Annotated in this window: 24 protein-coding genes; 11 read left to right on the top strand and 13 right to left on the bottom strand. The window is 48.4% G+C overall.

What is annotated here, in order from left to right:
• Positions 1-200: 200 nt before the first annotated feature.
• From ACTHR2_RS05245 to recO, 5 genes are all read right to left on the bottom strand, one after another.
• Positions 201-623, bottom strand: coding sequence for a hypothetical protein (locus ACTHR2_RS05245; RefSeq protein ID WP_440375441.1), 423 nt, complete (start codon positions 621-623; stop codon positions 201-203).
• A 1-nt stretch (position 624) separates the two neighbouring features.
• Positions 625-1,428, bottom strand: a complete 804-nt coding sequence (locus ACTHR2_RS05250) for an NUDIX domain-containing protein (RefSeq protein ID WP_440375536.1) — start codon at positions 1,426-1,428, stop codon at positions 625-627.
• Positions 1,429-1,581: 153 nt separating this feature from the next.
• Positions 1,582-1,959, bottom strand: coding sequence for a holo-ACP synthase (acpS, locus tag ACTHR2_RS05255; protein WP_070711955.1), 378 nt, complete (start codon positions 1,957-1,959; stop codon positions 1,582-1,584).
• A gap of 88 nt (positions 1,960-2,047) precedes the next feature.
• Positions 2,048-2,776: a pyridoxine 5'-phosphate synthase gene (pdxJ, locus tag ACTHR2_RS05260; protein ID WP_440375442.1), complete on the bottom strand. Its 729-nt coding sequence runs from the start codon at positions 2,774-2,776 to the stop codon at positions 2,048-2,050.
• A 70-nt stretch (positions 2,777-2,846) separates the two neighbouring features.
• The gene (gene recO, locus ACTHR2_RS05265; protein ID WP_440375443.1) at positions 2,847-3,590 is read right to left on the bottom strand and encodes a DNA repair protein RecO; all 744 of its coding nucleotides are present in this window, start codon (positions 3,588-3,590) and stop codon (positions 2,847-2,849) included.
• Positions 3,591-3,729: 139 nt separating this feature from the next.
• On the opposite strand from recO, the gene ACTHR2_RS05270 reads away from it, so the two are divergent.
• Together ACTHR2_RS05270 and ACTHR2_RS05275 are read left to right on the top strand one after the other, a co-directional pair.
• Entirely contained in the window at positions 3,730-5,187 is a 1,458-nt protein-coding gene (locus tag ACTHR2_RS05270; protein WP_440375444.1) for a patatin-like phospholipase family protein, read from the top strand.
• A 99-nt stretch (positions 5,188-5,286) separates the two neighbouring features.
• Positions 5,287-6,021 (top strand): epoxyqueuosine reductase QueH, encoded by a 735-nt coding sequence (locus ACTHR2_RS05275; protein ID WP_101756277.1) that lies wholly within the window; start codon positions 5,287-5,289, stop codon positions 6,019-6,021.
• Positions 6,022-6,072: 51 nt separating this feature from the next.
• Here ACTHR2_RS05275 and ACTHR2_RS05280 read toward each other — a convergent pair whose 3' ends face one another.
• Positions 6,073-6,405, bottom strand: coding sequence for a stress response protein (locus ACTHR2_RS05280; protein WP_107737144.1), 333 nt, complete (start codon positions 6,403-6,405; stop codon positions 6,073-6,075).
• A 391-nt stretch (positions 6,406-6,796) separates the two neighbouring features.
• Here ACTHR2_RS05280 and nrdA point away from each other — a divergent pair, with 391 nt between their 5' ends.
• The 5 genes from nrdA (at position 6,797) to yfaE (ending at position 12,008) form a co-directional block, all read left to right on the top strand.
• Positions 6,797-9,076: a class 1a ribonucleoside-diphosphate reductase subunit alpha gene (nrdA, locus tag ACTHR2_RS05285; protein WP_440375445.1), complete on the top strand. Its 2,280-nt coding sequence runs from the start codon at positions 6,797-6,799 to the stop codon at positions 9,074-9,076.
• 40 nt (positions 9,077-9,116) lie between these two features.
• Complete coding sequence (locus ACTHR2_RS05290) at positions 9,117-9,983, top strand: DUF4393 domain-containing protein (protein WP_440375446.1); 867 nt, start codon at positions 9,117-9,119, stop codon at positions 9,981-9,983.
• 77 nt (positions 9,984-10,060) lie between these two features.
• On the top strand, positions 10,061-11,194 hold the full coding sequence (gene nrdB / locus ACTHR2_RS05295; protein ID WP_141745805.1) for a class Ia ribonucleoside-diphosphate reductase subunit beta: 1,134 nt from the start codon (positions 10,061-10,063) through the stop codon (positions 11,192-11,194).
• 75 nt (positions 11,195-11,269) lie between these two features.
• The gene (locus ACTHR2_RS05300; protein WP_009427512.1) at positions 11,270-11,647 is read left to right on the top strand and encodes a DUF6979 family protein; all 378 of its coding nucleotides are present in this window, start codon (positions 11,270-11,272) and stop codon (positions 11,645-11,647) included.
• 61 nt (positions 11,648-11,708) lie between these two features.
• Positions 11,709-12,008: a class I ribonucleotide reductase maintenance protein YfaE gene (gene yfaE, locus ACTHR2_RS05305; protein ID WP_049331016.1), complete on the top strand. Its 300-nt coding sequence runs from the start codon at positions 11,709-11,711 to the stop codon at positions 12,006-12,008.
• Between the two features lie 76 nt (positions 12,009-12,084).
• Here yfaE and ACTHR2_RS05310 read toward each other — a convergent pair whose 3' ends face one another.
• From ACTHR2_RS05310 to gshA, 7 genes are all read right to left on the bottom strand, one after another.
• Positions 12,085-12,654: an acetate uptake transporter gene (locus tag ACTHR2_RS05310; RefSeq protein ID WP_063067856.1), complete on the bottom strand. Its 570-nt coding sequence runs from the start codon at positions 12,652-12,654 to the stop codon at positions 12,085-12,087.
• Between the two features lie 134 nt (positions 12,655-12,788).
• Positions 12,789-13,538, bottom strand: coding sequence for a type I 3-dehydroquinate dehydratase (gene aroD / locus ACTHR2_RS05315; RefSeq protein WP_108700176.1), 750 nt, complete (start codon positions 13,536-13,538; stop codon positions 12,789-12,791).
• Positions 13,539-13,565: 27 nt separating this feature from the next.
• Positions 13,566-15,407, bottom strand: coding sequence for an excinuclease ABC subunit UvrC (gene uvrC, locus ACTHR2_RS05320; protein ID WP_440375447.1), 1,842 nt, complete (start codon positions 15,405-15,407; stop codon positions 13,566-13,568).
• 64 nt (positions 15,408-15,471) lie between these two features.
• Complete coding sequence (gene gyrA, locus ACTHR2_RS05325) at positions 15,472-18,243, bottom strand: DNA gyrase subunit A (RefSeq protein ID WP_440375448.1); 2,772 nt, start codon at positions 18,241-18,243, stop codon at positions 15,472-15,474.
• Between the two features lie 127 nt (positions 18,244-18,370).
• A complete protein-coding gene (locus ACTHR2_RS05330) occupies positions 18,371-18,853 on the bottom strand; it encodes an acyl-CoA thioesterase (protein ID WP_049351048.1) in 483 nt (160 codons plus the stop codon).
• A gap of 114 nt (positions 18,854-18,967) precedes the next feature.
• Positions 18,968-20,038, bottom strand: coding sequence for a magnesium/cobalt transporter CorA (gene corA, locus ACTHR2_RS05335; RefSeq protein ID WP_263336463.1), 1,071 nt, complete (start codon positions 20,036-20,038; stop codon positions 18,968-18,970).
• A 108-nt stretch (positions 20,039-20,146) separates the two neighbouring features.
• Positions 20,147-21,505: a glutamate--cysteine ligase gene (gene gshA / locus ACTHR2_RS05340; protein ID WP_263336466.1), complete on the bottom strand. Its 1,359-nt coding sequence runs from the start codon at positions 21,503-21,505 to the stop codon at positions 20,147-20,149.
• A gap of 264 nt (positions 21,506-21,769) precedes the next feature.
• Between gshA and leuC the strand changes: the two genes are divergently transcribed.
• The 4 genes from leuC to leuD all read left to right on the top strand — a co-directional run bounded on the left by leuC (position 21,770) and on the right by leuD (position 24,714).
• Positions 21,770-23,179 carry a 3-isopropylmalate dehydratase large subunit gene (leuC, locus tag ACTHR2_RS05345; RefSeq protein WP_263336469.1) on the top strand — a complete coding sequence of 470 codons (1,410 nt, stop codon included), beginning with the start codon at positions 21,770-21,772 and terminating at the stop codon, positions 23,177-23,179.
• A 124-nt stretch (positions 23,180-23,303) separates the two neighbouring features.
• A complete protein-coding gene (locus ACTHR2_RS05350) occupies positions 23,304-23,558 on the top strand; it encodes a hypothetical protein (protein WP_070608961.1) in 255 nt (84 codons plus the stop codon).
• A gap of 103 nt (positions 23,559-23,661) precedes the next feature.
• The gene (locus ACTHR2_RS05355; RefSeq protein WP_049331002.1) at positions 23,662-24,027 is read left to right on the top strand and encodes a VOC family protein; all 366 of its coding nucleotides are present in this window, start codon (positions 23,662-23,664) and stop codon (positions 24,025-24,027) included.
• A 45-nt stretch (positions 24,028-24,072) separates the two neighbouring features.
• Positions 24,073-24,714, top strand: coding sequence for a 3-isopropylmalate dehydratase small subunit (leuD, locus tag ACTHR2_RS05360; protein ID WP_003677355.1), 642 nt, complete (start codon positions 24,073-24,075; stop codon positions 24,712-24,714).
• Positions 24,715-24,775: the final 61 nt, after the last annotated feature.

The raw sequence follows: 24,775 nt of genomic DNA on the forward strand, positions 1-24,775 counted from the left end.
CGGACAGGCTGTACCACATCAAACCCTTATGTGGTCTAGCTTCTGTCCGTTTTGTACTTTTGGCTGATAGTCAGAATAATTGTAAACAATCTATCTAAAAATAATTTATAATTGATTCATTTATAAAGAACTTTTAAATATGCCTTCTGAAAAAATTAAAATTTTTGCCTTTAAATTTTCAGACGGCCTTTGCATGATGACTACTCTGCACTAAATGCCGTCTGAAAAGTCTGTTTGCCAATGGTAATGTCGGCAGTGTAATCATGGCGGCCTTCGACGCAAAACGGCAAGCGGATTTGCGCAGCCTGCCAACTTTGCGGCGATTGTTGCGTCAGGTTATAGCGGTTGAAGCCCATGTCCATGTTTTTCATACTGAAACTGATACTGACCGCGCCCGTATTCTTCGGCACATTCTCCACCACAATATCAAACGGATCGTGTGTATTGATGGAGGTTGCACGCACTTTTGAACCGTCAGGCAGGACGCAGCCTTGTGTCAGACTACATTCGACTACATTCGCTTTTGACTGTTGCCGCTGCCACCAATCCAAAAGCAGCAGTTTGGCCGCCGCAAACACAATCAGTAAAACAGCGGCAATCAGTAGTTTTTGATTTTTACTCATTTCAGACGGCCTCAATGTCATTATCGGTCACAACGGCATGCGCACCCATGCTCTGCCACTGTTCACAATAAATGGAAACCATACTTTCCGGAGCAGCTGCAATCACCGGCATAGCCACGCCTTGCGCCAAAATATCGACAACTTGCTTGGCTGCCGCTTTATTCGCTACTTTCCATACGACAGCATCCGCATTTTGCACCTGCTGCCATTGTTCGGCATTTTCAATGATTGGCCACACGCTGGGCGCTTCTATCGGCTTGCCTTGCTGCCAATTGGCAAATTCCAACAATACGGCAGAGGCGGTTTGATGCTGAGCCGATAGATATGGCACAACATGATATTCGCCCATGCTGTTTTGACCGCTCAAGCCGCTTTTCAGACGGCCTTGAAGTTGGCGCGGAATGGATAGGGAGCGTAACAATGCGCTATTGGCAGGCAACATCGGCTCAACGGTAAAATCCCCTGCCTTTTGCCATGCCCATTTCTGCCCTTCCCTCGATTGGATTTCACCTGTCCATTGGTCGGCTTCCACCCATAAAAAATGCAGGCGTACATGTGCGTGTTCGTAGGAATAGACTTTGGTCAGCCACGGCGTAGCGGCGAGGATACGGATGCCGAGTTCTTCTTCAAACTCGCGTTGCAAGGCTTGAAAATCGCTTTCGCCTGCCTCAACCTTGCCGCCGGCAAATTCCCAATAACCGGCATACGGCTTGCCCTCCGGGCGGGAACTGAGCAGGTAGCGGCCGTTTTTGTCGAGCAAAATTCCGGCAACCACTTGTACCAATGGACGTGTGTCTTCAGTCATCATGAGATTATTCTTATATGCGGCAGGCGGCGACACCTGCCGATTTATGCGTAAAAAAACGATGTCGGGCCCATACGCCCGACTTTTAACAAATATCTAATCCTTCAGGCCGTCTGAAAAGGATTTTATCTTTCAGAATACTTAAATCCGGCCTTATTTTTCCGCAATGACAAAAGCCATAACGGTATCCTCTTCATCGCTCATACTGAGATGGCAGCCGCTGATACCCTGCTCCTCCAGCCATTTGGTCAAAGCCGGTGCAAAAAACAATTCAGGTTTGCCCAGTGCGTCATGTCCAACACCGATATTGCGGAAAGACACCACGCCGCGTATGCCCGTACCGACGGCTTTGGCAAAAGCTTCTTTGGCGGCAAAGCGTTTGGCAAGATAGTTGACCGGCTTGCCTGCCTGTGGAAACTCCAACAGCTCTTCCGGGCTGAGAATGCGTTGCGCAAATGCCAGTCCGAATTTTTTGTTCAGGCGGATAATGCGTTTGAGGGAAACAATGTCTGTACCAATTCCGTAAATCATGGGTCTGCTCCTTGTTTAAATAGTCAGGCCGTCTGAAAGTGTGAATACCGGCCAAAGCCAATTGTCTTAGTCGGTATGACTGATGCCGTTAAGGCAGCATTCTGGCTCTGAACATGACTTCCTTCATTTGGCGGACAGCTTCTGGCAAGCCGAGGAAGAGTGCTTGGGAAATCAGCGAATGCCCGATGTTCAACTCGCGGATGGCAAGAATTTGAGCAATCGGCGTTACGTTGTGAATGGTCAGGCCGTGTCCGGCGTTGACGACCAAACCCAAATCGCTGGCGTAATGCGCGCCGTTTTGAATGCGCTCGAATTGTTTCATTCGCTCGGCGTGGCTGTGCGCATCGGCATACGCACCGGTGTGCAATTCGATAACGGGCGCGCCAACATCATAAGCGGCTTGGATTTGCGCGTTGTCGGCATCGATAAACAAGGACACGCGGATGCCTGCGTCGGTCAGGATTTTGGTGAACTCGGCCACTTTATCCTGTTGCGCCAATACGTCCAAACCGCCTTCGGTGGTTACTTCTTGACGTTTTTCAGGCACGATGCACACATCTTCCGGCATGACGTTGAGCGCGTTTTCCAGCATTTCTTCCGTCAGCGCCATTTCCAAATTCAGGCGCGTGCGGATGGCGTTTTTAACGGCGAACACGTCCGCATCTTTAATATGGCGGCGGTCTTCACGCAAGTGCATGGTAATCAAATCTGCACCGTGGGTTTCCGCAATCAGCGCTGCTTCGACAGGGCTGGGATAAATCGTACCGCGCGCATTGCGGACGGTGGCAATATGGTCGATGTTTACGCCTAACAACATAATAATGTCCTTTCTTTAAGGTTTCAGACGGCCTGAACCTTCTCATATCAAAGGCCGTCTGAAAAAAAATTCAACTGCCCAAGCCAAACTGCTGTAACTGCTGCAAAACCTGCCGAGACTTAATGCCCTCGGGTAGAAGGTTGTCAATCAAAAGCCGCGCCACTTTCAAAGCCTGCCCGAGGCTTTCCTGATGAACGAAACTGCCTTCCCTCAAATCGATTAACGTCGCACCCGATACGGCAACGCCTTTATTGAGCGGATGGAAACGGTCGGCCTCAGCCAAAGGCACCACAGCCTCTTCCGGTGTGAGCCAATAAGTTTCTTCGCCGTTGATTTCATTGCCGTTGCCGTCATGGAACAAATCGGGGGCAAAGCCCAAGCGTGTCAACAGCAACCATTCAAAACGGCGCAAGGCGGCAATGTGGTTGGCCTCGCAACAAATGGTTTTCATGGTTTCCGCCAAAACATCGTAAAGCTCGGGCAACGGGTCTTCACGGACGGTCAACTTCAGCATCAACTCGTTCACATACAATCCGCTGAACAAAGCCCTGCCCTGCGGCTGCGGCCAACCGCCTATCCATTCGGCACGATGCAGAGTCTTCAACTCTTGCGAGCCATACCAAGACGCGCTCACCGGCACAAACGGCACCAACACGCCGCGCAATTCGCTCTGCCGTTTGCGTGCGCTTCTGGCCAACAAAGCCACACGTCCATAACGGCGGCTGAATGCCTCCACCCACAAGCTGCTCTCGCGCCAAGGGGCGGAAGCAAGCAGAAAGACAGGTTCGTGATTGATGCGGTTCGGTTGCGCCATAAGGGTTTGGAAAGATAAAGATTGTGTCGATTATAACGGAAAATCGACACGAAAGGCCGTCTGAAAGGCCTGCTTCTGTGAACAACGCCTGAAAACCTTTATAATCCGTTTTCAATAATTTTCCGATTTTGTTGACTTTATGCCGAAATTCCAGCTCAAATCCACGCTTTCCATACTTTCTCTCGCCCTGTTATCCGCCTGCTCCTTGGTGAAATACCAACCCGTTGCCGGTATTGATGCAGTCGATTTGAAGCAAGGCTACCGCTTTGAAACCAGCAAACTCCAGCGGGAAAACGATGACGATACCTTAATTGTCATCATGTTTTCAGGCGGAGGAACACGTGCGGCGGCGTTGGGTTACGGCGTTTTAGAACAGCTCAATCAGCAGCAGGTAACCATCGGCGGTAAGAGAAAATCCTTGCTGGCCAACGTCGATGTCGTCGTCGGCGTATCCGGCGGCTCGGTTTTGGCCGCCTATTTCGCATTGAAAGGCGAAGACACTATCCCATTGTTTTACAAACGCTTCCTGCATCAAAACTTCCAACGCCAAGTCGTCAAACAGGCATTCTCCATGTCCAATCTGCCCCGACTGGCCTCACCTGAATACGGACGCGGCGATCTGTTGCAGGAGCAGTTTGAAAACTACCTTTTCGGCAAAACCACTTTCCGCGATTTGGAAAAAAATGCCAAGGGCCCGTTTGCCATCATTTCCGCCACCGATATGGGTATAGGCGAGCGTTTCAATTTCACGCAGGAATATTTCGACCCGATGTGTATCGACTTGGGCGACTTGCGACTTGCCCGCGCCGTCGCAGCTTCAAGCTCCGTGCCTATGGTATTTGCACCGATCACCCTAAACAACAACGGCGGACGCTGCAACTACACGCCGCCGATCAAAATCGAAGATGCAGACGACAGCGAAACAGGCAGACAACAAAGCCGCACCATAAAAGAATTTTACGAGCGCTTCCAAAAATACGCAGACGGGAAAAACCGACCCTATATCCACCTGATAGACGGCGGCCTGACCGACACTCTGGGTATGCGCAGCCTTTTAGATATGACGGAAATGTACCCGGAAAAAATCCTGACAAACAAAATCCTGCAAAACAACATCCGCCATATCGTCGTCATCAACGTCAATGCGCAAAACCAAGTCAGCAGCAATTTGGACAAAACCGCGGCCGTTCCCGGTTTCCGCGACGTTGTCTCCTCTATCGTCAATATCCCCATTGACCAAAACTCGCAAGAATCCCTGCGCCGTTTCCGTGCCTTCGTCGATCAGTGGAATAAAGACAAACAAACCGACGGCATCAGCTTCTCCTTCGTCAGCCTCAACCTCAAAGACCTCCCTCCTTCCGAGTTAAGGGAAAAAGTATTGAACATTCCGACTAGTTTTTATCTGCCGCCGGAAGACGTGGACAATCTGCGTACCGCCGCTGCCGAACTGATGAAGCAATCGTTGGACTACCGCAACCTGCTGACAGAATTTACAGCGCACCACAATCCTGACGCCATCTTTGCCGAACCGCCGCCGGACGCTAAAGATTTCAAACCGTTAAACGAAAAAGAAACACAGAAACAATCTGTTCCATAAAGTATTGCTCTGTTAAAATAGACAAATAGATTTCAACCCTTTCAGACGGCCTCAGAGATAAAGGCCGTCTGAAAAAAATATCAAAAATAGAATAAAACCATGACCGAAAAAACCACGCCTATCGTTACCGATATTGACCGCCCTATTCTCGTTCCGCCCGGCGGCCACAAAAAAGTCCTGCTGCATTCCTGCTGCGCCCCATGTTCCGGCGAAGTGATGGAAGCCATGCTTGCCAGCGGCATCGACTACACCATTTATTTTTACAACCCCAATATCCATCCGCACAAAGAATATATGTTGCGCAAAGAAGAAAATATGCGCTTTGCGGACAAATTCGGCATCCCTTTTGTCGATAAAGACGACGACTACGAAAACGACCGCAAAGAATGGTTTGCCAAAGCCAAAGGCATGGAATTTGAACCTGAACGCGGTATCCGCTGCACCATGTGTTTCGATATGCGTTTTGAAAAAGCGGCACAATATGCCCATGAAAACGGCTTTCATGTTTTCACCAGCTCACTGGGCATTTCACGCTGGAAAGACATGAAACAGATCAACGGCTGCGGCCATCGCGCTGCCGAGCCGTACGATGACTTGGTTTATTGGGATTTCAACTGGCGCAAAGGCGGTGGCAGCGCACGCATGATTGAAATCAGCAAGCGCGAGCATTTCTACCAACAAGAATACTGCGGTTGCGCCTACTCCCTGCGCGACTCCAATGCCCACCGCAAATCGCAAGGCCGCATCCCCATCAAGCTGGGCGTATTGTATTACGGTGATGAATCCACTCAATACGAGCCTCAAGCCGAAAACAAAATCATTGTTGAGAAATAAATATCAAAGGCCGTCTGAAACATTCAGACGGCCTTTGTTCAAATCAGACGATTAACGGCGGCGGAATTTGCCGTGATCAAAATCATCAAATGCCTGATAAGCAGCTTGGCATTGAATTTTTTGCTCGGCATAAGGCAAACCGCGGAACGCTTTTGCCGCTTTACGGTTTTCCCTCAACTCGGCCTTGTTGCCTTTATAGCGATACCAAGCAGCACGGCGCTCAAAGTATCTCTTACAAGCGGGATGCAATTTGTTTTTCTTCGCTGGCTGGTGTTTGCTCACATGATGGCCATACGGTTTGGCCGCCGCTTCGGCAGAATAAGTACCCAAGCTCAATACGGCAACCGCCGCCAGTGCGGAACCTAAATTTTTCAACATTAACATGATTCGCCTCCTAAATAGTTTTTCCATTATATGTTTCGCCAGGGCACCGGCAAAACGCCCATTTTTTACATGACAAAAATGTGGTTAATTACTACATCATACTACTTGCTTTGCAAAATTTAACACTCCTTCCATTTAGACGAAACCTGAATATAAATTTCTTTATTTCATAAGCCTCTAGCCAATGTCTGGCCAAATGTGATGCAAACGCAAAATAATGCCAAATCGCCACAAAGCCACATAAAATCTAGTTTAAGCCTCCCATCCCCTAATCCACACCCCGAAAAAAGCGCATTGTCAAGTCTAGTTAAACAAAGAAAAATACATTATATTGTGCCGTTCAAAGCAATCACATACCGTATCTTGTGTTTTTTAATGGGAAGACTGAACAATGAATGCAGCAACGAATATTAAAGTAACCAAACGCGACGGACGCTTGGAAGATATCAATTTAGACAAAATCCACCGTGTTGTTACTTGGGCGGCAGAAGGCTTACAAAACGTCTCCGTATCGCAAGTCGAGCTCAAATCTCATATTCAGTTTTACAACGGTATCCGTACCGACGACATCCATGAGACCATCATCAAGGCCGCGGCCGACCTGATCTCACAAGATACGCCCGATTATCAATATCTGGCTGCCCGCCTCGCCATTTTCCATCTGCGCAAAATCGCTTATGGCGAGTTTGAACCGCCCCACCTCTACGATCACGTTAAAAAACTGACCGAGGCAGGCAAATACGACCGCCACATCATCGCAGATTACAGCCGCGAAGAATTCGACGAGCTGAATGCCTATATCGACCACAGCCGCGACATGACCTTCTCTTATGCTGCCGTAAAACAGCTGGAAGGCAAATATCTGGTTCAAAACCGCGTTACCCGCCAAATTTATGAAACGCCGCAGTTTTTATACATTTTGGTGGCCATGTGTCTCTTCAGCAAATATCCGAAAGAGACCCGTTTGGATTACGTCAAACGCTTTTACGACGCCGTTTCCACATTCAAAGTATCGCTGCCTACGCCTATCATGAGCGGCGTGCGTACCCCTACCCGTCAATTCTCAAGCTGCGTATTGATTGAATGCGACGACAGCCTCGACTCCATCAACGCGACCACCAGCGCGATTGTGAAATACGTTTCCCAACGAGCAGGCATCGGCATCAACGCCGGCCGTATCCGCGGCTTGGGTAGCGAAATCCGTGGCGGTGAAGCACAACACACCGGCTGCATCCCGTTTTTCAAAATGTTCCAAGCGGCGGTTAAATCCTGCTCGCAAGGCGGCGTACGCGGCGGCGCGGCAACCTTGTTCTACCCATTGTGGCACATCGAAGCCGAAAGCCTGTTGGTATTGAAAAACAACCGCGGCGTAGAAGACAACCGTATCCGTCAGTTGGACTACGGTGTGCAAATCAACCGCCTACTGTACACCCGCTTGATTAAAGGTGGCAACATTACCCTGTTCTCACCGAATGAAGTTCCAGGTTTGTATGATGCCTTCTTCGCCGACCAAGACGAATTCGAGCGCCTCTACACTCAATACGAGCAAGACCCAAACATCCGCAAACGCACTTTGCCGGCAACAGAATTGTTCTCCACCCTGATGCAGGAGCGCGCCGGTACCGGTCGTATCTATATCCAAAACGTTGACCACTGCAACACGCACAGTCCGTTTGATCCGCGCGTTGCGCCTATTCATCAGTCCAACTTGTGCATGGAAATCGCCCTGCCGACCAAACCGCTGGACAACATCAACGATCCGAATGGCGAAATTGCCTTGTGTACCCTGTCTGCCTTCAACTTGGGCGCATTGAACAACTTGGACGAACTGGAAGAACTTGCCGATTTGACCGTACGCGCACTTGATGCCCTGCTGGATTATCAAGACTATCCGGTTGCAGCCGCACGCACCGCAACCATGAACCGCCGCACACTCGGCATCGGCGTCATCAACTACGCCTACTATCTGGCGAAAAACGGCGTACGTTACAGCGACGACTCAGCCCTCGGCCTTACCCACCGCACCTTTGAAGCCATGCAGTATTACCTGCTCAAAGCATCGGTAAACCTTGCCAAAGAATACGGCGCATGCCCGCTGTTCAACCAAACCGTTTATTCGCAAGGCAAACTGCCTATCGACACCTACAAAAAAGACTTGGACGCCGTGTGCAACGAGCCTTTGCACTACGACTGGGAAAGCCTGCGCGCCGACATCGTCAAATACGGCCTGCGCAACTCTACCCTGACCGCACTCATGCCGTCTGAAACCAGCTCGCAAATTGCCAACGCCACCAACGGCATCGAGCCGCCACGCGGATTGGTAACGGTCAAAGCATCGAAAGACGGTATTTTGAAACAAGTCGTGCCGGAGTTTGAAACCCTGAAAGACGCCTACGAAACTCTGTGGCAGCTTCCCGGCAACGAAGGCTACCTGAAACTTGTCGGCGTAATGCAAAAATTCGTCGATCAATCGATTTCCGCCAATACCGCCTACGACCCGAACAAATTTGAAGGTAGCAAAGTTTCCATGAAACAAATGCTGAAAGACCTGCTGACTGCCTACAAATATGGCGTCAAAACACTGTACTACCATAACACCCGCGATGGTGCGGACGATACACAGGCCGATATTCAAGATGACGGCTGCGCAGGCGGGGCTTGTAAGATTTGAGCATATTAAAGATTGTTGAAGATTTCTAAGAAAATTGGATATGAGTATTATGGATACAACAGTTGTAACTGTTTTAACAGCAGGTGCTACAACGTTATTGACAAAGGGAGCTGAAGCACCTGCTCATACATTAAATTTAGTATGGAAGCAAGTATTTGGTTCTTTTGATTTATGGATGGAAAAACAGCAACTAAAAAGGAAAAAAGAGTTAGATGATTTCAGTAATAGACTTAATGAAAATTTAGAAAAAATTCCTCAAGAAGAAATTCAAGAACCTAAGTATAGTATTTTAGGACCTGCGATCGAGGCATCTCAATATTACCTTGAAGAAGAAGAACTTAGGGAAATATTTGCAAAGTTAGTATCAGCCTCTTTCGATGCTAGAAATAATGGAAAGATCCACAATAGCTTTGTTGAAAAAGTTAAGTCTTTATCGTCCCATGATGCAAAACTTCTTCAATTAATGAAAGAATTAAAAAATATAGCGATTGGCAAATATTATATTAAAAAAAATAATGACAATGCATTAATTTTTTTTAATTTAATTGTTTGCCTTGCATTTGGAGAGCAAGACATTGAAAAAACGGCAATATCTATAGATAATTTAATCCAATTAGGTTTGGTACGTATTGATTTTAATAGATGTTTTCAAGATGATAAGCAATATGAAGATTTTTATTCTACTAGTTTACTTGAGTCTTTAAGCATATGTAATCCACTTACAGATTTAAAATTAAAAATTCAAAGTTTATTAGAAAAAAATTATTCTAAAAATGAAATTGCTTTAGATTTGAATATTTCTATTTTAGATATTGAGGATTGTTTAGAAGAAAAAAAAGTAGAGTTGAAAAAAGGGGTGTGTGAATTAACTTCATTAGGAAATATGTTTGTGAATATATGTTGTTGATTTATATAAATACGTACTCTTTACATTTGTAAATTCTATCCCTAAGAGAAACAGCTATGTCCTGCGAACACTTAACTATGTCATACAGCACCTTTTCCAAAACCAAAAACGACGCGCTGAAAGAGCCGATGTTTTTTGGTCAACCGGTAAATGTCGCCCGTTATGACCAGCAGAAATACGAAGTATTTGAAAAACTGATCGAAAAACAATTGTCTTTCTTCTGGCGTCCGGAAGAAATCGACGTGTCGCGCGACCGTATCGACTACGCCAATCTGCCCGAACATGAAAAACATATTTTCATCAGCAATCTGAAATACCAAACCCTGCTCGATTCTATCCAAGGCCGCAGCCCGAATGTTGCGTTCTTACCTTTGGTGTCGATTCCCGAACTGGAAACTTGGATTGAAACGTGGAGCTTCAGCGAAACCATCCACTCGCGCAGCTACACTCATATCATCCGCAATATCGTGAATGATCCATCAGTCGTGTTCGATGATATTGTGCAAAACAAATACATCATCGCCCGTGCTGAAGACATTGCCTGCTATTACGATGATTTGATTGAATACACTCAGTATTACAATCTGTTGGGTGAAGGCACGCACAATGTCGGCGGCAAGCTCATTACCGTATCTTTGCGCGAGTTGAAGAAAAAGCTCTATCTCTGCCTGATGTGCGTCAACGTATTGGAAGCCATCCGCTTCTACGTTTCATTCGCCTGCTCTTTCGCCTTTGCCGAACGCGAATTGATGGAAGGCAACGCCAAAATCATCAAACTGATTGCCCGTGACGAAGCCCTGCACCTGACCAGCACCCAGCATATGCTCAACCTGATGCGTGCCGGTGCCGATGATCCTGAAATGGCTGAAATTGCGAATGAATTGCAGGACGAGTGTTTCAACCTCTTCAAAAAAGCAGCCGAGCAGGAAAAAGAATGGGCGGCCTATCTGTTTAAAGACGGCTCAATGATTGGCCTGAACAAGGAAATTCTGGCTCAATACGTTGAATACATTACCAATCTGCGTATGCAGGCGGTTGGCCTTCCTGCCGGATTTGAAGGTGCGACCCAAAATCCAATTCCTTGGATCAACGCATGGCTGTCTTCTGACAATGTACAGGTTGCGCCGCAGGAAGTGGAAATTTCTTCTTACTTAATCGGTCAGATTGATTCGGAAGTCAGCGCGGACGATTTGGGCGATTTCGAGCTGTAAACCGCGTTTCAGACGGCCTTTGGGCGTAACCGGCCGTCTGAAAATCTCTTTTCAATCCTCAAGGTATAACCAAAAATGAAGATTTATGGCGACATTGCGGTAAAAGCAGCTGAATCATATTCTAAATATGAAGATATGGAACAAGCTTGGACAGAGATTGCGGCATCATTTCCCATCAAGGAGTCAATTAGAAAAAAAGGATGCCCAAAGAATGCATTTTTGGGATTGTGTCGTGCGGGGTTGGTTAAAGGAATCAACCCGGAAAAAGTCAAAACCAAACATTCCAAAAACGGAGAATATGCCGTTGCAGCGGTCAGCCTTTTAAAAAATGATCCCGAATGGGCAAATCAGAAAAAATCCGTTTTCTGGCGCGAAATTGTGGGTAATGAAAAAAAATATAACAGCCAGCTTCATGTCGTTTTGGCCTTGTGGGAAAAAGGCTTGATTATTTGAATTTATATATTTAAGGCCGTCTGAAACATTGTTCAGACGGCCTCTATGCCCTAAAACACACATGGCACTCATCAGCACACACGACAAAACCTTCCAACTCCAACAAGGTGAAACCTTATTGGAGGGCTTAGAGCGCACCGGACACGAGGTTGAATACCAATGTCGCAGCGGCTATTGCGGTTCATGCCGGGTCAAAATCTTGGATGGGAAAGTGTCTTATGATAATTTTCCGCTCGCCTTCATCGCGCCCGGAGAAATTTTGCCGTGCTGCTGTCGGGTTACTGAAGACATCAAACTTGATTGTCGGGAGCGCATCAAAGAGCCGGATTTATTTGATGTCGATTTATTTGAAGACAAATAAAAATACCGTCTGAACATTGTGGCCGAAATCTTTGATTTCATTTCCACCGTTCAGACGGCATTTTGTTTAAGCAACCTTATTTACGTTCGCCAACCGGCAAAACAGTACGGCCGAAAGATTCGTTGATGACCTCTGCCGCTGCCAAGTAGAACGCACCAAGTGCAGTTACCAAGCCTAAGCAACCGCCGATATGGACAATGCTATGATTTTCCATACCATCGCCAATACCCAGTGCAAAGAAAGTCAGTGTCAAGCAAAAGAAAATACCGCTCAATACTTTAGGCTTGGTCAAGGTGGCCACAAACATCATCAGCGAAAACATACCCCATGCGCAAAGATACCAGCCGATAAATGCCGGGGCTGTTTCACCTTTGAAAAAGATGGTAAACAAAGCCCATGTCCACCAGAATGCGCCATAGCTGATAAAAGCGGTAAAGCCAAACGTATTGCCTTTCTTGAACTCAAACATACCGGCAATAACTTGAGCGATACCACCAAAGGCGAGAGCCATGCCCAAAACTAAGCCGACACCCTCTTGAGCAGTAAAAAAGCCGCCGTTAATCAGACTGAGCAACCAAGTTGTCAATGCAAAGCCACACAGGCCTACTGGACCTGGGTTCGCTAGGTTTTCTTTAGTAGTAGTCATTTTATTTCTCCTCTAGTTATTGAAATAGGAAGCCTATTGTTACCTATTTTATTTAAAATTAAAAGAAATAAATTTAAAAAAATCAGGCCGTCTGAAAAATATTTTTCAGACGGCCTTAAATATTAATAATTAAACTATCCCAAAGTTGCCAAGATTTTCTTCAATTCGTTGGCATCAATTTGACCGGGAGCTGACGTTTTTTGTGCCGCACCAAAGGTAACGGCCGAGCCGAAAGTCGAGCCGGCCAAGCGACTGACGGCTCCGATTTTACCCATAGACATAGTAATAATCGGGCGATTGATAATTTGTGAAACATCATATGTTGCCTGTAATAAGGTCAATACATCTTGCGGCGATTGCGGCATAACGGCAATTTTGCAGATATCCGCGCCCCACTCGGCCATTATTTTCAGACGGCCTGTAATGTCTGCCAAAGACGGCGTGGCTTGGAAATCGTGATTGCAAAGTAAGACAACAGTTTGATACTCATGCGCCAAAGCAATGGTTTGTTTTACGCCGCTTTTCTCGGCAAAAAGCTCGATGTCGATAATATCGGCTTGTTTGGAACGGATGATTTTTTCCAATAATTCAAAATAATAGTCGTCAGAACAAGGCGTATTGCCGCCCTCTTGCGCCCTTCTAAACGTAAACAGTAAGGGCTTGTCAGGAAAAGCCTGTCGGACAATGCCTAATTGTTCGGTAATAAAATCGGCATCAAGCGCTTTTTGGAAAAAATCCGCACGAAATTCAATAATGTCAAAAGCCGTCTCTTTCAATACGCGCAAAGCCTGCTCCAATTCCTGCGTATTGGCAGCCACCAGCGGCACGGCAATTTTAGGCAGGCCTTTGCCGATCTCGATATTTTTGATGATAACAGGTTTCATATTGTTCCTTTTTGCTCTTCAAGCCAATCAGTGCAGATGCTCGTAAATGGTTTCCGCCAAGGCTTTGCTGATGCCTTCCACTTTTTCCAAGTCCTCGCGGCTGGCCGCAATCACGCCGCGCAGACCGCCGAATCGGGTAAGCAATGCTTGGCGACGTTTGCTGCCGATACCGGGGATTTCGCTGAGTGAGGAAGTAACGCGCGCTTTGTCGCGTTTTTTGCGGTGGCCTGTAATCGCAAAGCGGTGCGACTCATCGCGTACGGTTTGCAATAGATGCAAGGCCGGGCTATTGGGCGGCAGGCGGAAGACTTCGCCGGTAAAAGGCAGTATGAGTTCTTCCATGCCGGCTTTGCGCTCAGGGCCTTTGGCGATACCGACCAAAGGAATGTGCAGCCCGAGTTCTTCCCATACCGATACGGCTACGCCAATTTGCCCTTTGCCGCCGTCAATCAACACGACATCCGGCCATTTGACGGCCTCTCCGTTGGCTTCGGCTTCCTGCATTTTGCCGTAACGGCGCGTCAACACTTCGCGCATGGCGGCATAGTCGTCGCCGGGCTTGGCGGTCGTGATGTTGTAGCGGCGATATTGCGAAGGCTGGATGTTTTGCTCATCGTACACAACGCAGGACGCAATAGTGGCCTCGCCTTGCGTGTGGCTGATATCGAAACATTCAAGGCGGTTGAGGCCGTCTGAATCCATGCCGAGGATTTTGGCCAGTTCGTCAATACGGTGTTGCTGGCTGCTTTGTTGCAGGCGACGTTGTGCAATCGCCATTTGTGCGTTTTGTTCCGCCATTTTCAGCCAGACCTTGCGTTCGCCTATGGTCTTGGTGACAAATTGCATCTGCTTGCCGTGTTCGCCTTCCAAAGCCTCTTTCAGCGCATCGGGAACGGGAAAGTTGCTGATGATGATGTCGGGTTTGCTTTTGCCCAGATAGTGTTGGGCGACGAAGGCTTCGGCGTAGTCTTGCCCGTTTGGTTCGGGGTCGTTTTTGGTGTCAGGGAAAAAGCTTTTATCGCCGACATGCCGTCCGCCGCGGATGCTAACCCAGTGTACGCAAACCAGGCCGTCTGAAACCGCCAGCGCGAGCAAATCAATATCGTTTGGATTGTTCGGATTTTTACTGTCGATAAACTGATTACTCTGCATGATGCCGAGCGCTTGAATTTGATCGCGGTAACGGGCTGCTTCCTCAAATTGCAGATTGGCGGCGGCGGTTTGCATTTTGTGTTGCAAGGTGCGCGTCAGTTCGTCGGTTTTGCCATTGAGGAAAGTCGCGGCTTCACGTACGCTGTCGCGGTAATCTTCTTCGCTGATGTGGCCGACACAAGGAGCGGTGCAGCGTTTGATTTGGTAAAGCAGACAAGGACGGTCGCGGTGCTCGAATACGCTGTCTTCGCAGGTACGCAACATAAATACTTTTTGCAACACTTGAATGCTGTCGCGCACGGCGTTGCTGTTGGGATACGGGCCGAAATATTGATTAGGCTTTTTCAGCGCGCCGCGGTAATACGCCATTTGCGGATATTGATGGCCGCTGAGCATCAAATAAGGATAGCTTTTGTCATCGCGGAAAAGAATATTGTATTTCGGCGATAAGGCTTTAATGAAGTTGTTTTCGAGAATCAGTGCTTCGGCTTCGGAACGCGTGATGGTGGTTTCGATATGGTGAACCTGTTTTACCATCAATGCAATACGCGGAGAATGGTCGTTTTTTTGGAAATAGCTGGAAACGCGCCGCTTGAGATTAACCGCTTTGCCGACATACAAAACATTATTGTCTTCGTCAAAAAAACGGTACACGCCCGGCAGATTGGGCAGATTTTTCAGAAAAAGAGGTAAATCGAACGGTTCGGTTGCGCTCACGGGATTTTCTTTTGGAATAAGCAGGCCGTCTGAAAACTTTTCAGACGGCCTTGTTCATTGACGTTTAAGATTCTTGAGACGGAGTATCTTCAGTTTCTACCACTTGGTTTTCAGCTGCATCGGTTTCTAAAGGGGCTTCATCTTCAGCCTCTTCGGCCACGCGCTCCAAGCTGACCAAGGTTTCGCCTTCATCCAGATTAATCAGGCGGACACCTGCGGCTGCTCGGCCGGTCTCGCGGATTTGCTCAACTTTGGTACGAATCAGGACGCCGCCGCTGGTAATTAGCATCAGGTCGTCGGTTTCGCTGACCAAAGTCGCGGCAACCAAATCGCCGTTGCGCTCGCCGGTATTGATGGCGATATTGCCTTGGCCGCCTTTGTTTTTACGGCTGTAATCGGCAATCGGGGTGCGTTTGCCATAGCCGTTGGCGGTAGCGGTCAATACTTGCAAATCGCTTTGCTCAGCTTCAGGTGCGAAGGTAATCAGGCTGACAATCTTGCCATCGGCCGGCAGGCGCATACCGCGCAAACCGCCGCTGCCGCGACCGGACGGACGGACACCGTGTTTGCCGCTTGGCAATGCGTTTTCGGTATTTTCATCATCCAGGCCGTCTGAATCTTCATTTTCGGTTTCGATATCGGCATCTTCTGCTTCATCGTTACCGGATTTTTCCCAATATTCGTTAAAGCGGATGGCTTTGCCCAAGTTGGAGAACAACATAATATCGTCCACACCGCCGGTTTGCGCTGCGCCGACCAAGTAATCGCCTTCTTTAAGCGCGATGGCTTTAATGCCTTGGCTGCGGACGTTTTTAAACGCAGACAACTGGACTTTTTTCACCATGCCTTGTGCGGTGGCAAAGAAGACGTATTGGTCTTCCGGGAACTCGCGGACGGCCAAGATGGCGCTGACTTTTTCGCCCTCTTCCAATTGGATAACATTGTTGATCGGACGACCTCGGCTGTTACGACCGCCTTCCGGCAGTTTGTACACTTTAATCCAATGGCACTTGCCCAAATTGGTAAAGCACATCAAATAATCATGCGTGTTGGCAACAAACAGGGTTTCGATAAAGTCTTCGTCTTTGGTTGCCGCTGCCTGTTTGCCGCGGCCGCCGCGACGCTGCGCCTGATAATCGGTTGTCGGCTGGGTTTTGATGTAGCCGCCATGAGTCAGGGTAACGACCATTTCGCGTTGCGGAATCAGGTCTTCATCTGCAATATCGCCACCAAACGGATTGATTTCGCTGCGACGTTCATCGCCGAAGTTGGCTTTGATGTCTGCCAATTCTTCGCGGATGATTTGGGTAACGCGTTCAGGTTTGGAAAGAATATCCACGAAATCAATGATTTTGCTCATCAGGTTTTTATATTCGCCGACAATTTCTTCCTGATCTAGGCCGGTCAGGTTACGCAGGCTCATGCGCAGGATGGCATCGGCTTGCAATTCGCTCAGGTAATAGCCTTGGCTGTGCAGACCCAAATTCTCTGGCAAGCCTTCAGGGCGCATCATGTGCAGGTCTAAATCCGTGCGGCTAAGCATGTCTTCAACCAAGCTGCTGCGCCATGGGCGGGACAGCAGTTTTTCTTTGGCTTCCGGCGCATTGGCAGATTCTTTAATCAGACGGATGATTTCGTCGATATTGGACAAGGCCACCGCTTTACCTTCGGCAATATGGCCTTCATGACGCGCTTTTTTCAGGCGGAACAAGGTACGACGGGTAACGACTTCGCGACGGTGGCGCAGAAATTCGGACAGGATTTGTTTCAGGTTCAGCAAGCGCGGCTGGCCGTCAACCAAAGCCACCATGTTGATACCGAAGCTGTCTTGCAGCTGGGTCAGTTTGTAGAGTTGGTTCAAAACGACTTCGGCATTTTCATTGCGTTTCAATTCGATCACGACACGCATACCGGATTTGTCGGACTCATCGCGCAGGTCGGATACGCCTTCCAACGTTTTTTCGCGTACCAACTCGCCGATTTTCTCAACCAGCTTGGCTTTGTTTACTTGATATGGGATTTCATCGATAACGATGGCTTCGCGTTCACCGTTTTTACCGATAGGCTCGATATGGGTTTTACCGCGCATTACCACGCGGCCGCGGCCGGTTTTATAGCCTTCGCGCACGCCGCTCAAGCCGTAAATAGTTGCGCCTGTTGGGAAATCGGGCGCTTGGATAATGTTGATCAGTTCATCGATTTCAGTTTCAGGCTCGTCCAACAAACGCAGGCAGGCATTGATGGTATCGCCCAAATTGTGCGGCGGGATATTGGTTGCCATACCGACGGCAATACCGGACGAACCATTGACTAACAGCGCGGGAAAACGGGTCGGCAATACCAGCGGCTCATGTTCGCTGCCGTCATAGTTGGGGCCGAAATTAACGGTTTCTTCTTCAATATCCGCCAGCATTTCATGGGAAATTTTTTCCATGCGGATTTCGGTATAACGCATGGCTGCTGCGGCCAAGCCATCGACAGAACCAAAGTTGCCCTGACCGTCGATCAGTACATAACGCATGGAGAAGTCTTGTGCCATGCGGACGATGGTGTCGTAAACGGCTATATCGCCGTGAGGGTGGTATTTACCGATAACGTCGCCGACGATACGCGCCGATTTTTTATAGGCGGAATTCCAGTTGTTTTTCAACTCGTGCATCGCGTACAACACGCGGCGGTGTACCGGCTTGAGACCGTCGCGGACATCCGGCAGGGCTCGGCCCACAATCACGCTCATGGCGTAATCGAGGTAGCTCTTGCGCATTTCGTCTTCAAGGCTGACAGGCAGGGTTTCGAGTGCAAATTTATGGTCGTTGCGGATGGTTGCGTCGGTCATGATTATCTGTAATTTCGTATGGCAAAAATCTTGTTGATTCTACCACAAAACAAGCGGTTTATGGCTTTTGCGTGAAGGCCGTCTGAAACAGGGTTTCAGACGGCCTTCATTATTTAATAAATTTAATTTAGTTACAGCCAGAATCTTTGTCCGCAGCCTGCAGACTCAACTCTTTACGCTTTTTAGCCCTTTCATAACGGCAGCGTTGGCGCGGTGTATTGATTTCCAAAGGTGGGACAGGAACCGGCTTACCGTCTTCAACAGCAACCATGGTGAAGTAGCAGCTGTTGGTATGACGCACTTCGCCAGTGTGGATGTTTTGCGCCTCCACACGGATACCGACTTCCATAGAAGTACGGCCGGTGTAGTTGATACTGGCGTAAAAGGTTACCAGTTCGCCGACATGAATAGGCTCTTTAAACAATACTTTATCAACAGACAGAGTAACGCAATAGGTTCCGCTGTAACGGCAGGCGCAGGAATATGCCACTTGGTCGAGCAGGCGCAGAAGATCGCCGCCGTGAACATTGCCGCTGAAGTTTGCCGTATAAGGCATCATCAGCTCGGACATGATCAGTTCATGGGAAGGTAGTTGGCGTTCCGGTTTCATAGTTTCTTCTCCTTTTGATATTTATTTTTAAATTGTCTGAAAACTTCAGACTGCACGTGTGCAAAATCATTCTACCGTTTTTAAACGTTGACTTTCAACCCCTTGCCTACCCGTTTAAAGCCATTTTCTACTCGAAAAGAAAATCAGCAGTCCGATGATGATGAACAGCATCACACCCAAAACCATGAAATAGCCGTAATGCCAATGCAGCTCGGGCATATTGTCGAAGTTCATACCGTAGATGCCGGTTATGACGGTCAGTGGCATAAAGATGATGGTAATAACTGTCAACACGCGCATTTGCTGGTTCATGCGGTTGGATTGGAAGGAAAGATAAATGTCCATCATGCTCAACACCATATCACGCGAGGCATCAAGCGATTCGATAAGCTGCATATTATGGTCGTATACGTCGCGCAGATAAACAGTCGATTCGCCTTTGAAAATGGCAAAATCGCCGCGCACTGCAAGCTGATAGAACACATCGCGCAATGGTAAAAGCGCGCGCCGCAGGCGGACGGCATCGCGCTTGAGGCGGTGAATTTTGCCGAGAATATCGCTGTTTTCGTTTTTAAACAAGGATTTGTCTATGACTTCGACGCGGTTGTTGTACTCTTCTAGGACGATAAAATAGTCATCCACGATGCGGTCAAGCAGGCAATAAGCAAGAAACGCCGTATTTTTGTTCAAAATATTGTGCGGATTTTCGTGCATCTGCCGGCGGAGATGGCTGAACAAGCCCAACGGTTTTTGTTGGAAAGACAACACAAAATCTTTGCCGATAATCACATACACTTGGTCAGAATGGAGCTTGCCCGTGGAGGTATAGTGGTAAACCTGTGCGGCAGTAAAAACATAGCTGCCGTAGTCTTCGATTTTCGGACGCTGTTTGCGGCTGAGAATATCTTCAATCACCAGCTCATGGATGCCGTAAGGCTCAAGCGCGTGTTTGAGCAAGACAACATCATTGATGCCGACAAAATGCAGCCAGTTGATTTGACCTTCTTGCGGGCGGGCAATATCGGGCAAGTTTTTTCCGGCAAGATAATCATGCTGAGCAAAGGTATCGGCGGAATACAAGGTTTGATGGATAGCAGAACGCGGCGCATTGTCGGTATTGCTGCGCTGCATGGTTTGGTCTTGCAGATTGTCGGTTGTCTCAACTGGATTGGCTGGTTTGCTCATAAAAATAAATCATGTTTTTTAGTTAGAATGAATTGTACAGACAGAAAAGGCCGTCTGAAAACAAATTTTCAGACGGCCTGACAATATCGATCAACGCTTTATGCTTTATTAGGCTTGAGGCGCGGTTTTCTCCAACTCCAATGCGGCAGCAAGCAAGGACAGGCGCGCCATTACGCCGTAAACGTAGAGGCGGTTGTGTTCGTTGTCCACGTCGCAGTCTTTTTCAGAGCGCGGCATACCGAGCGAATCCCATTGTTCAAATACGCGTTTGCAGGCTTCAGGTGCTTCTTGAGAATTATCGCCGTTACCGGTAGGAATGCTGTTGGACAGTGGCACAAATACCATACCGCCGGCATTGAGGTTTTCGTCCGCGCCACGGCCTTCGTGTACACGGAAGAAACCGCCGATAACGAAACGGTCCATCATATAAACGACAGGTTCACACACGGCGCCGTTCATGGTTTCGTAGGTATAAATACCTTCTTGGACAATGACTTCGCTGACTTCCAAACCTTCTTTGACTTTCGCCATTTTATTGCGGTTTTTACGGTTCAAGCCGCGCACTTCATCCGCAGATTTAACACTCATCACGCCCATGCCGTAAGTACCTGCGTCGGCTTTCACAATCACGAAAGGCTGGTCTGTAATACCCAATTCATCGTATTTGGCTTGAATTTTCGCCAGCACACGTTCTACTGCTTCCGCCAACGCATCCTCGCCTTCACGTTCTTGGAAATCCAAACCGCTGATTTTTTCAAAATAAGGATTGATTTGCCATTCGTCGATGTCAATCAACTTGGCAAATTCGGCAGCAACTTGGTTGTACGCGCCGAAGTGTTCGGTTTTACGGCGAGTCGTCCAACCGCCGTGCAATGGAGGCAAAACGGTTTGGTTGATACCTTTAAGGATTTCAGGAACACCCGCAGACAAGTCATTGTTCAACAAAACAACGCAAGGCGAGAAACCGTCTGCGAGATGTACACGCTCACGGGTACGCAATAAAGGCTCAAGCAAAATTTTGTCGCCCAACGCGGTTTCAAACTCGGTTGGCTCAGTCACTTCAGGATTCAAACTGCCCAAGCGCACTTCGTATCCTGCCGAACGCAAAATCTCGCTGAGTGCGTAAACGTTTTGCAGATAGAATGTGTTGCGCGTGTGGTTTTCAGGAATAATCAATACGGATTTTGCCGTTTCACAGGCACGCTGCACCGCATCTTGCGCGGCAACCGCCGCCAGCGGGATAAAGTTGGGATTCAAATTATTGAAGCCGCCCGGAAACAGGTTCATATCGATAGATGAAATTTTGTAACCGGCATTACGGATGTCAACCGAACCATAAAACGGCGGACGGTGTTCGTTCCAATGCGAACGGAACCATGCTTCGATTTTGGCATGATTGGCAAGGACTTTTTTCTCAAATTCCCGTAATTGAGTCAGATGCTCAGGAGCCATTACCGGTAATTTCATTCTCTATACCTCTTGGTAAGTGTGGATGTTGAGTGAGAATGATAGAACTTTTTAGTGCATTTCGACAAGCATTCTTTCAGATAAAATGCATCTTTTTGTCAACAATTCTACAATTTGTCTAATTTTCAGTAAGAATTTTTGAAACTCTACGACAAATTTTAAAAATTGGACAAATTTCTATTGCGCAGCCCCTATAAAAAGCCTAAAATCCGCCCATAAACGCAAACCATCATTCATACCTACCAATAGCAAAGAATACTCATCATGAGCACACAAACCCTTTACGATAAACTTTGGAACAGCCACGTCGTCCGCGAAGAAGAAGACGGCACTGTTCTGCTTTACATCGACCGCCACCTGGTTCACGAAGTAACCAGCCCACAAGCATTTGAAGGCTTGAAAATGGCCGGCCGCAAACTCTGGCGTATCGACAGCGTAGTCTCCACAGCCGACCATAACACCCCGACCGGCGACTGGGACAAAGGTATCCAAGACCCGATTTCCAAACTGCAAGTTGATACTTTGGACAAAAACATTAAAGAGTTTGGCGCACTCGCCTACTTCCCGTTTATGGATAAAGGCCAAGGCATCGTGCACGTTATGGGCCCGGAACAAGGCGCCACCCTGCCCGGCATGACCGTTGTCTGCGGCGACTCGCACACTTCTACCCACGGCGCATTCGGCGCATTGGCGCACGGTATCGGCACTTCCGAAGTCGAACACACCATGGCGACCCAATGTATTACTGCGAAAAAATCCAAATCCATGCTGATTGCCGTTGAAGGCCGTCTGAAACCCGGTGTTACCGCCAAAGACGTGGCGCTTTATATCATCGGCCAAATCGGTACGGCCGGCGGTACAGGCTACGCCATCGAATTTGGCGGCGAAGCCATCCGCAGCCTTTCTATGGAAGGCCGCATGACCTTGTGTAATATGGCGATTGAAGCCGGTGCGCGCTCAGGCATGGTTGCCGTCGACCAAACCACCATCGACTATGTAAAAGGCAAACCTTTCACACCTAAAGGCGAAGCATGGGATAAAGCCGTCGAATACTGGCGTACGCTGGTGTCTGACGAAGGCGCAGTATTCGATAAAGAATACCACTTCAAAGCCGAAGACATCGAGCCTCAAGTGACTTGGGGCACATCGCCTGAAATGGTTTTGGACATCAGTGGCAAAGTGCCTAATCCTGCCGAAGAAGCCGATCCGGTCAAACGCAGCGGCATGGAACGCGCCCTTGAATACATGGGCTTGGAAGCTGGTACGCCATTAAACAAAATCCCTGTCGATATCGTCTTTATCGGTTCTTGCACCAACAGCCGTATCGAAGACTTGCGCGAAGCCGCCGCTATCGCCAAAGGCCGTAAAAAAGCGGACAATGTACAACGCGTATTGATTGTCCCCGGCTCCGGTTTGGTGAAAGAACAGGCCGAAAAAGAAGGCTTGCACGAAGTATTTATCGAAGCCGGTTTTGAATGGCGCGAACCAGGCTGCTCTATGTGCCTCGCCATGAATGCCGACCGCCTGACCCCGGGACAACGTTGCGCCTCTACTTCCAACCGTAACTTTGAAGGCCGTCAAGGCAACGGTGGACGCACCCACCTCGTCAGCCCTGCCATGGCAGCTGCAGCCGCGGTTACCGGCCACTTTACCGACATCCGCACTATGGCTTAAAGTATTTTCAGACGGCCTTTATTGATCAGGCCGTCTGAAACAATACCTTGCTCAAGTAAGTTTTCCTATTGCGCAAAACGTCCGAAAACCTTCTTAATCATTGATAACTTGAAAGGAATCTAGTATGAAAAAACTGTTTGCATTAGCTGCCGCAGCCCTCATCCTGTCAGCTTGTTCCAGCACTTGGTCCGGCGCAAAAAACGATACCAACCGCAATTGGGACAAAACCAAAGAGACTGCCGAGCGCGTAGCCGATAAAACCAAAGAAACCGCAGAACACGTTGCCGAAAAAACCGGCGAAGCCGTTAAAAAAGGCGGCAATGCAGTAGGCCGCGGCATGAGCCATGTTGGAGAAAAAATCGAAGCCGCTACCGAATAATTCGGTAAATCAGGCCGTCTGAAGCTCCTGACTCCGTTTCAGACGGCCTGATACATTATTAATTTTTCAGACATTTTCACGATTCCAAGCAAAGGAAGAAACAATGAGTAATCCGTCAAGCTGGTTTGGTATTCACGCTCATGATTTGGATCGCGCCAAAGCCTTTTACGAATCCGTATTCGGTAAGCCCCTGCAAGACGTTGGCGGCAACGGATTCCGTTTCATCATTTTCCCAGCCGATTACACCCAACACGGTACGGCCGGCATGATTTGGCACGACAGCAATGCCCAGCCCGGCCACGGCGGTACAACCATTTTCTTCAATTGCCCGGATTGTGCCGAAACAGCAGAAAAAGCCGTTGCAGCAGGCGGCAAACTGTTACAAGAAAAATTCCGCATTGCCAACGGCTTTGCAGCATTTATCGAAGACACAGAAGGCAACCGAATCGGTTTGCACAGCACACGCTAACCCGAATAGCCATAAAATTTCCCATTATTACTATAAGAATCTGACATGAAAGCCTTTACCAAAATTACCGCCATCGTCGCCCCGCTCGACCGCAGCAACGTCGACACCGATGCCATCATCCCCAAACAATTTCTGAAATCCATCAAACGCAGCGGCTTCGGCCCCAATGCTTTTGATGAATGGCGTTACCTCGACCACGGCGAACCGGGCATGGACAACAGCAAACGCCCGTTGAATCCGGATTTCTCCCTGAACCAGCCACGCTATCAAGGCGCACAAATCCTGTTGACGCGTAAAAACTTCGGTTGCGGCTCTTCACGCGAACACGCCCCTTGGGCATTGGACGACTACGGCTTCCGCGCCGTCATCGCCCCCAGCTTCGCCGACATCTTCTTCAACAACTGCTACAAAAACGGCCTTTTGCCTATCGTTTTGACAGAAGAACAGGTTGACCAGCTTTTCAAAGAAGTTGAAGCCAACGAAGGCTATCAGCTCTCCATCGACCTTGCCGAGCAAACCCTGACCACCCCTAGCGGCGAAACATTCACATTCGACATTACCGAACACCGCAAACACTGTCTCTTAAACGGCTTGGACGAAATCGGCCTGACCCTGCAACACGCTGACGAAATTCACGCCTTTGAAGAAAAACGCCGCCAAAGCCAGCCTTGGCTGTTTAACGGTTGACATACAAAAGGCCGTCTGAAAAATTTAAGTGTTTCAGACGGCCTTTACTGAATGTTTTGGG

The organism is Neisseria sp. P0006.S004 (assembly GCF_051963015.1).
Lineage (GTDB): Bacteria > Pseudomonadota > Gammaproteobacteria > Burkholderiales > Neisseriaceae > Neisseria.

Coding starts and splice junctions, on each gene's coding strand:
- ACTHR2_RS05245 (WP_440375441.1), bottom strand. CDS start 623: ATGAGTAAAAATCAAAAACTACTGATTGCCGCTGTTTTACTGATTGTG.
- ACTHR2_RS05250 (WP_440375536.1), bottom strand. CDS start 1,428: ATGACTGAAGACACACGTCCATTGGTACAAGTGGTTGCCGGAATTTTG.
- acpS (WP_070711955.1), bottom strand. CDS start 1,959: ATGATTTACGGAATTGGTACAGACATTGTTTCCCTCAAACGCATTATC.
- pdxJ (WP_440375442.1), bottom strand. CDS start 2,776: ATGTTGTTAGGCGTAAACATCGACCATATTGCCACCGTCCGCAATGCG.
- recO (WP_440375443.1), bottom strand. CDS start 3,590: ATGGCGCAACCGAACCGCATCAATCACGAACCTGTCTTTCTGCTTGCT.
- ACTHR2_RS05270 (WP_440375444.1), top strand. CDS start 3,730: ATGCCGAAATTCCAGCTCAAATCCACGCTTTCCATACTTTCTCTCGCC.
- ACTHR2_RS05275 (WP_101756277.1), top strand. CDS start 5,287: ATGACCGAAAAAACCACGCCTATCGTTACCGATATTGACCGCCCTATT.
- ACTHR2_RS05280 (WP_107737144.1), bottom strand. CDS start 6,405: ATGTTAATGTTGAAAAATTTAGGTTCCGCACTGGCGGCGGTTGCCGTA.
- nrdA (WP_440375445.1), top strand. CDS start 6,797: ATGAATGCAGCAACGAATATTAAAGTAACCAAACGCGACGGACGCTTG.
- ACTHR2_RS05290 (WP_440375446.1), top strand. CDS start 9,117: ATGAGTATTATGGATACAACAGTTGTAACTGTTTTAACAGCAGGTGCT.
- nrdB (WP_141745805.1), top strand. CDS start 10,061: ATGTCATACAGCACCTTTTCCAAAACCAAAAACGACGCGCTGAAAGAG.
- ACTHR2_RS05300 (WP_009427512.1), top strand. CDS start 11,270: ATGAAGATTTATGGCGACATTGCGGTAAAAGCAGCTGAATCATATTCT.
- yfaE (WP_049331016.1), top strand. CDS start 11,709: ATGGCACTCATCAGCACACACGACAAAACCTTCCAACTCCAACAAGGT.
- ACTHR2_RS05310 (WP_063067856.1), bottom strand. CDS start 12,654: ATGACTACTACTAAAGAAAACCTAGCGAACCCAGGTCCAGTAGGCCTG.
- aroD (WP_108700176.1), bottom strand. CDS start 13,538: ATGAAACCTGTTATCATCAAAAATATCGAGATCGGCAAAGGCCTGCCT.
- gyrA (WP_440375448.1), bottom strand. CDS start 18,243: ATGACCGACGCAACCATCCGCAACGACCATAAATTTGCACTCGAAACC.
- ACTHR2_RS05330 (WP_049351048.1), bottom strand. CDS start 18,853: ATGAAACCGGAACGCCAACTACCTTCCCATGAACTGATCATGTCCGAG.
- corA (WP_263336463.1), bottom strand. CDS start 20,038: ATGAGCAAACCAGCCAATCCAGTTGAGACAACCGACAATCTGCAAGAC.
- gshA (WP_263336466.1), bottom strand. CDS start 21,505: ATGAAATTACCGGTAATGGCTCCTGAGCATCTGACTCAATTACGGGAA.
- leuC (WP_263336469.1), top strand. CDS start 21,770: ATGAGCACACAAACCCTTTACGATAAACTTTGGAACAGCCACGTCGTC.
- ACTHR2_RS05350 (WP_070608961.1), top strand. CDS start 23,304: ATGAAAAAACTGTTTGCATTAGCTGCCGCAGCCCTCATCCTGTCAGCT.
- ACTHR2_RS05355 (WP_049331002.1), top strand. CDS start 23,662: ATGAGTAATCCGTCAAGCTGGTTTGGTATTCACGCTCATGATTTGGAT.
- leuD (WP_003677355.1), top strand. CDS start 24,073: ATGAAAGCCTTTACCAAAATTACCGCCATCGTCGCCCCGCTCGACCGC.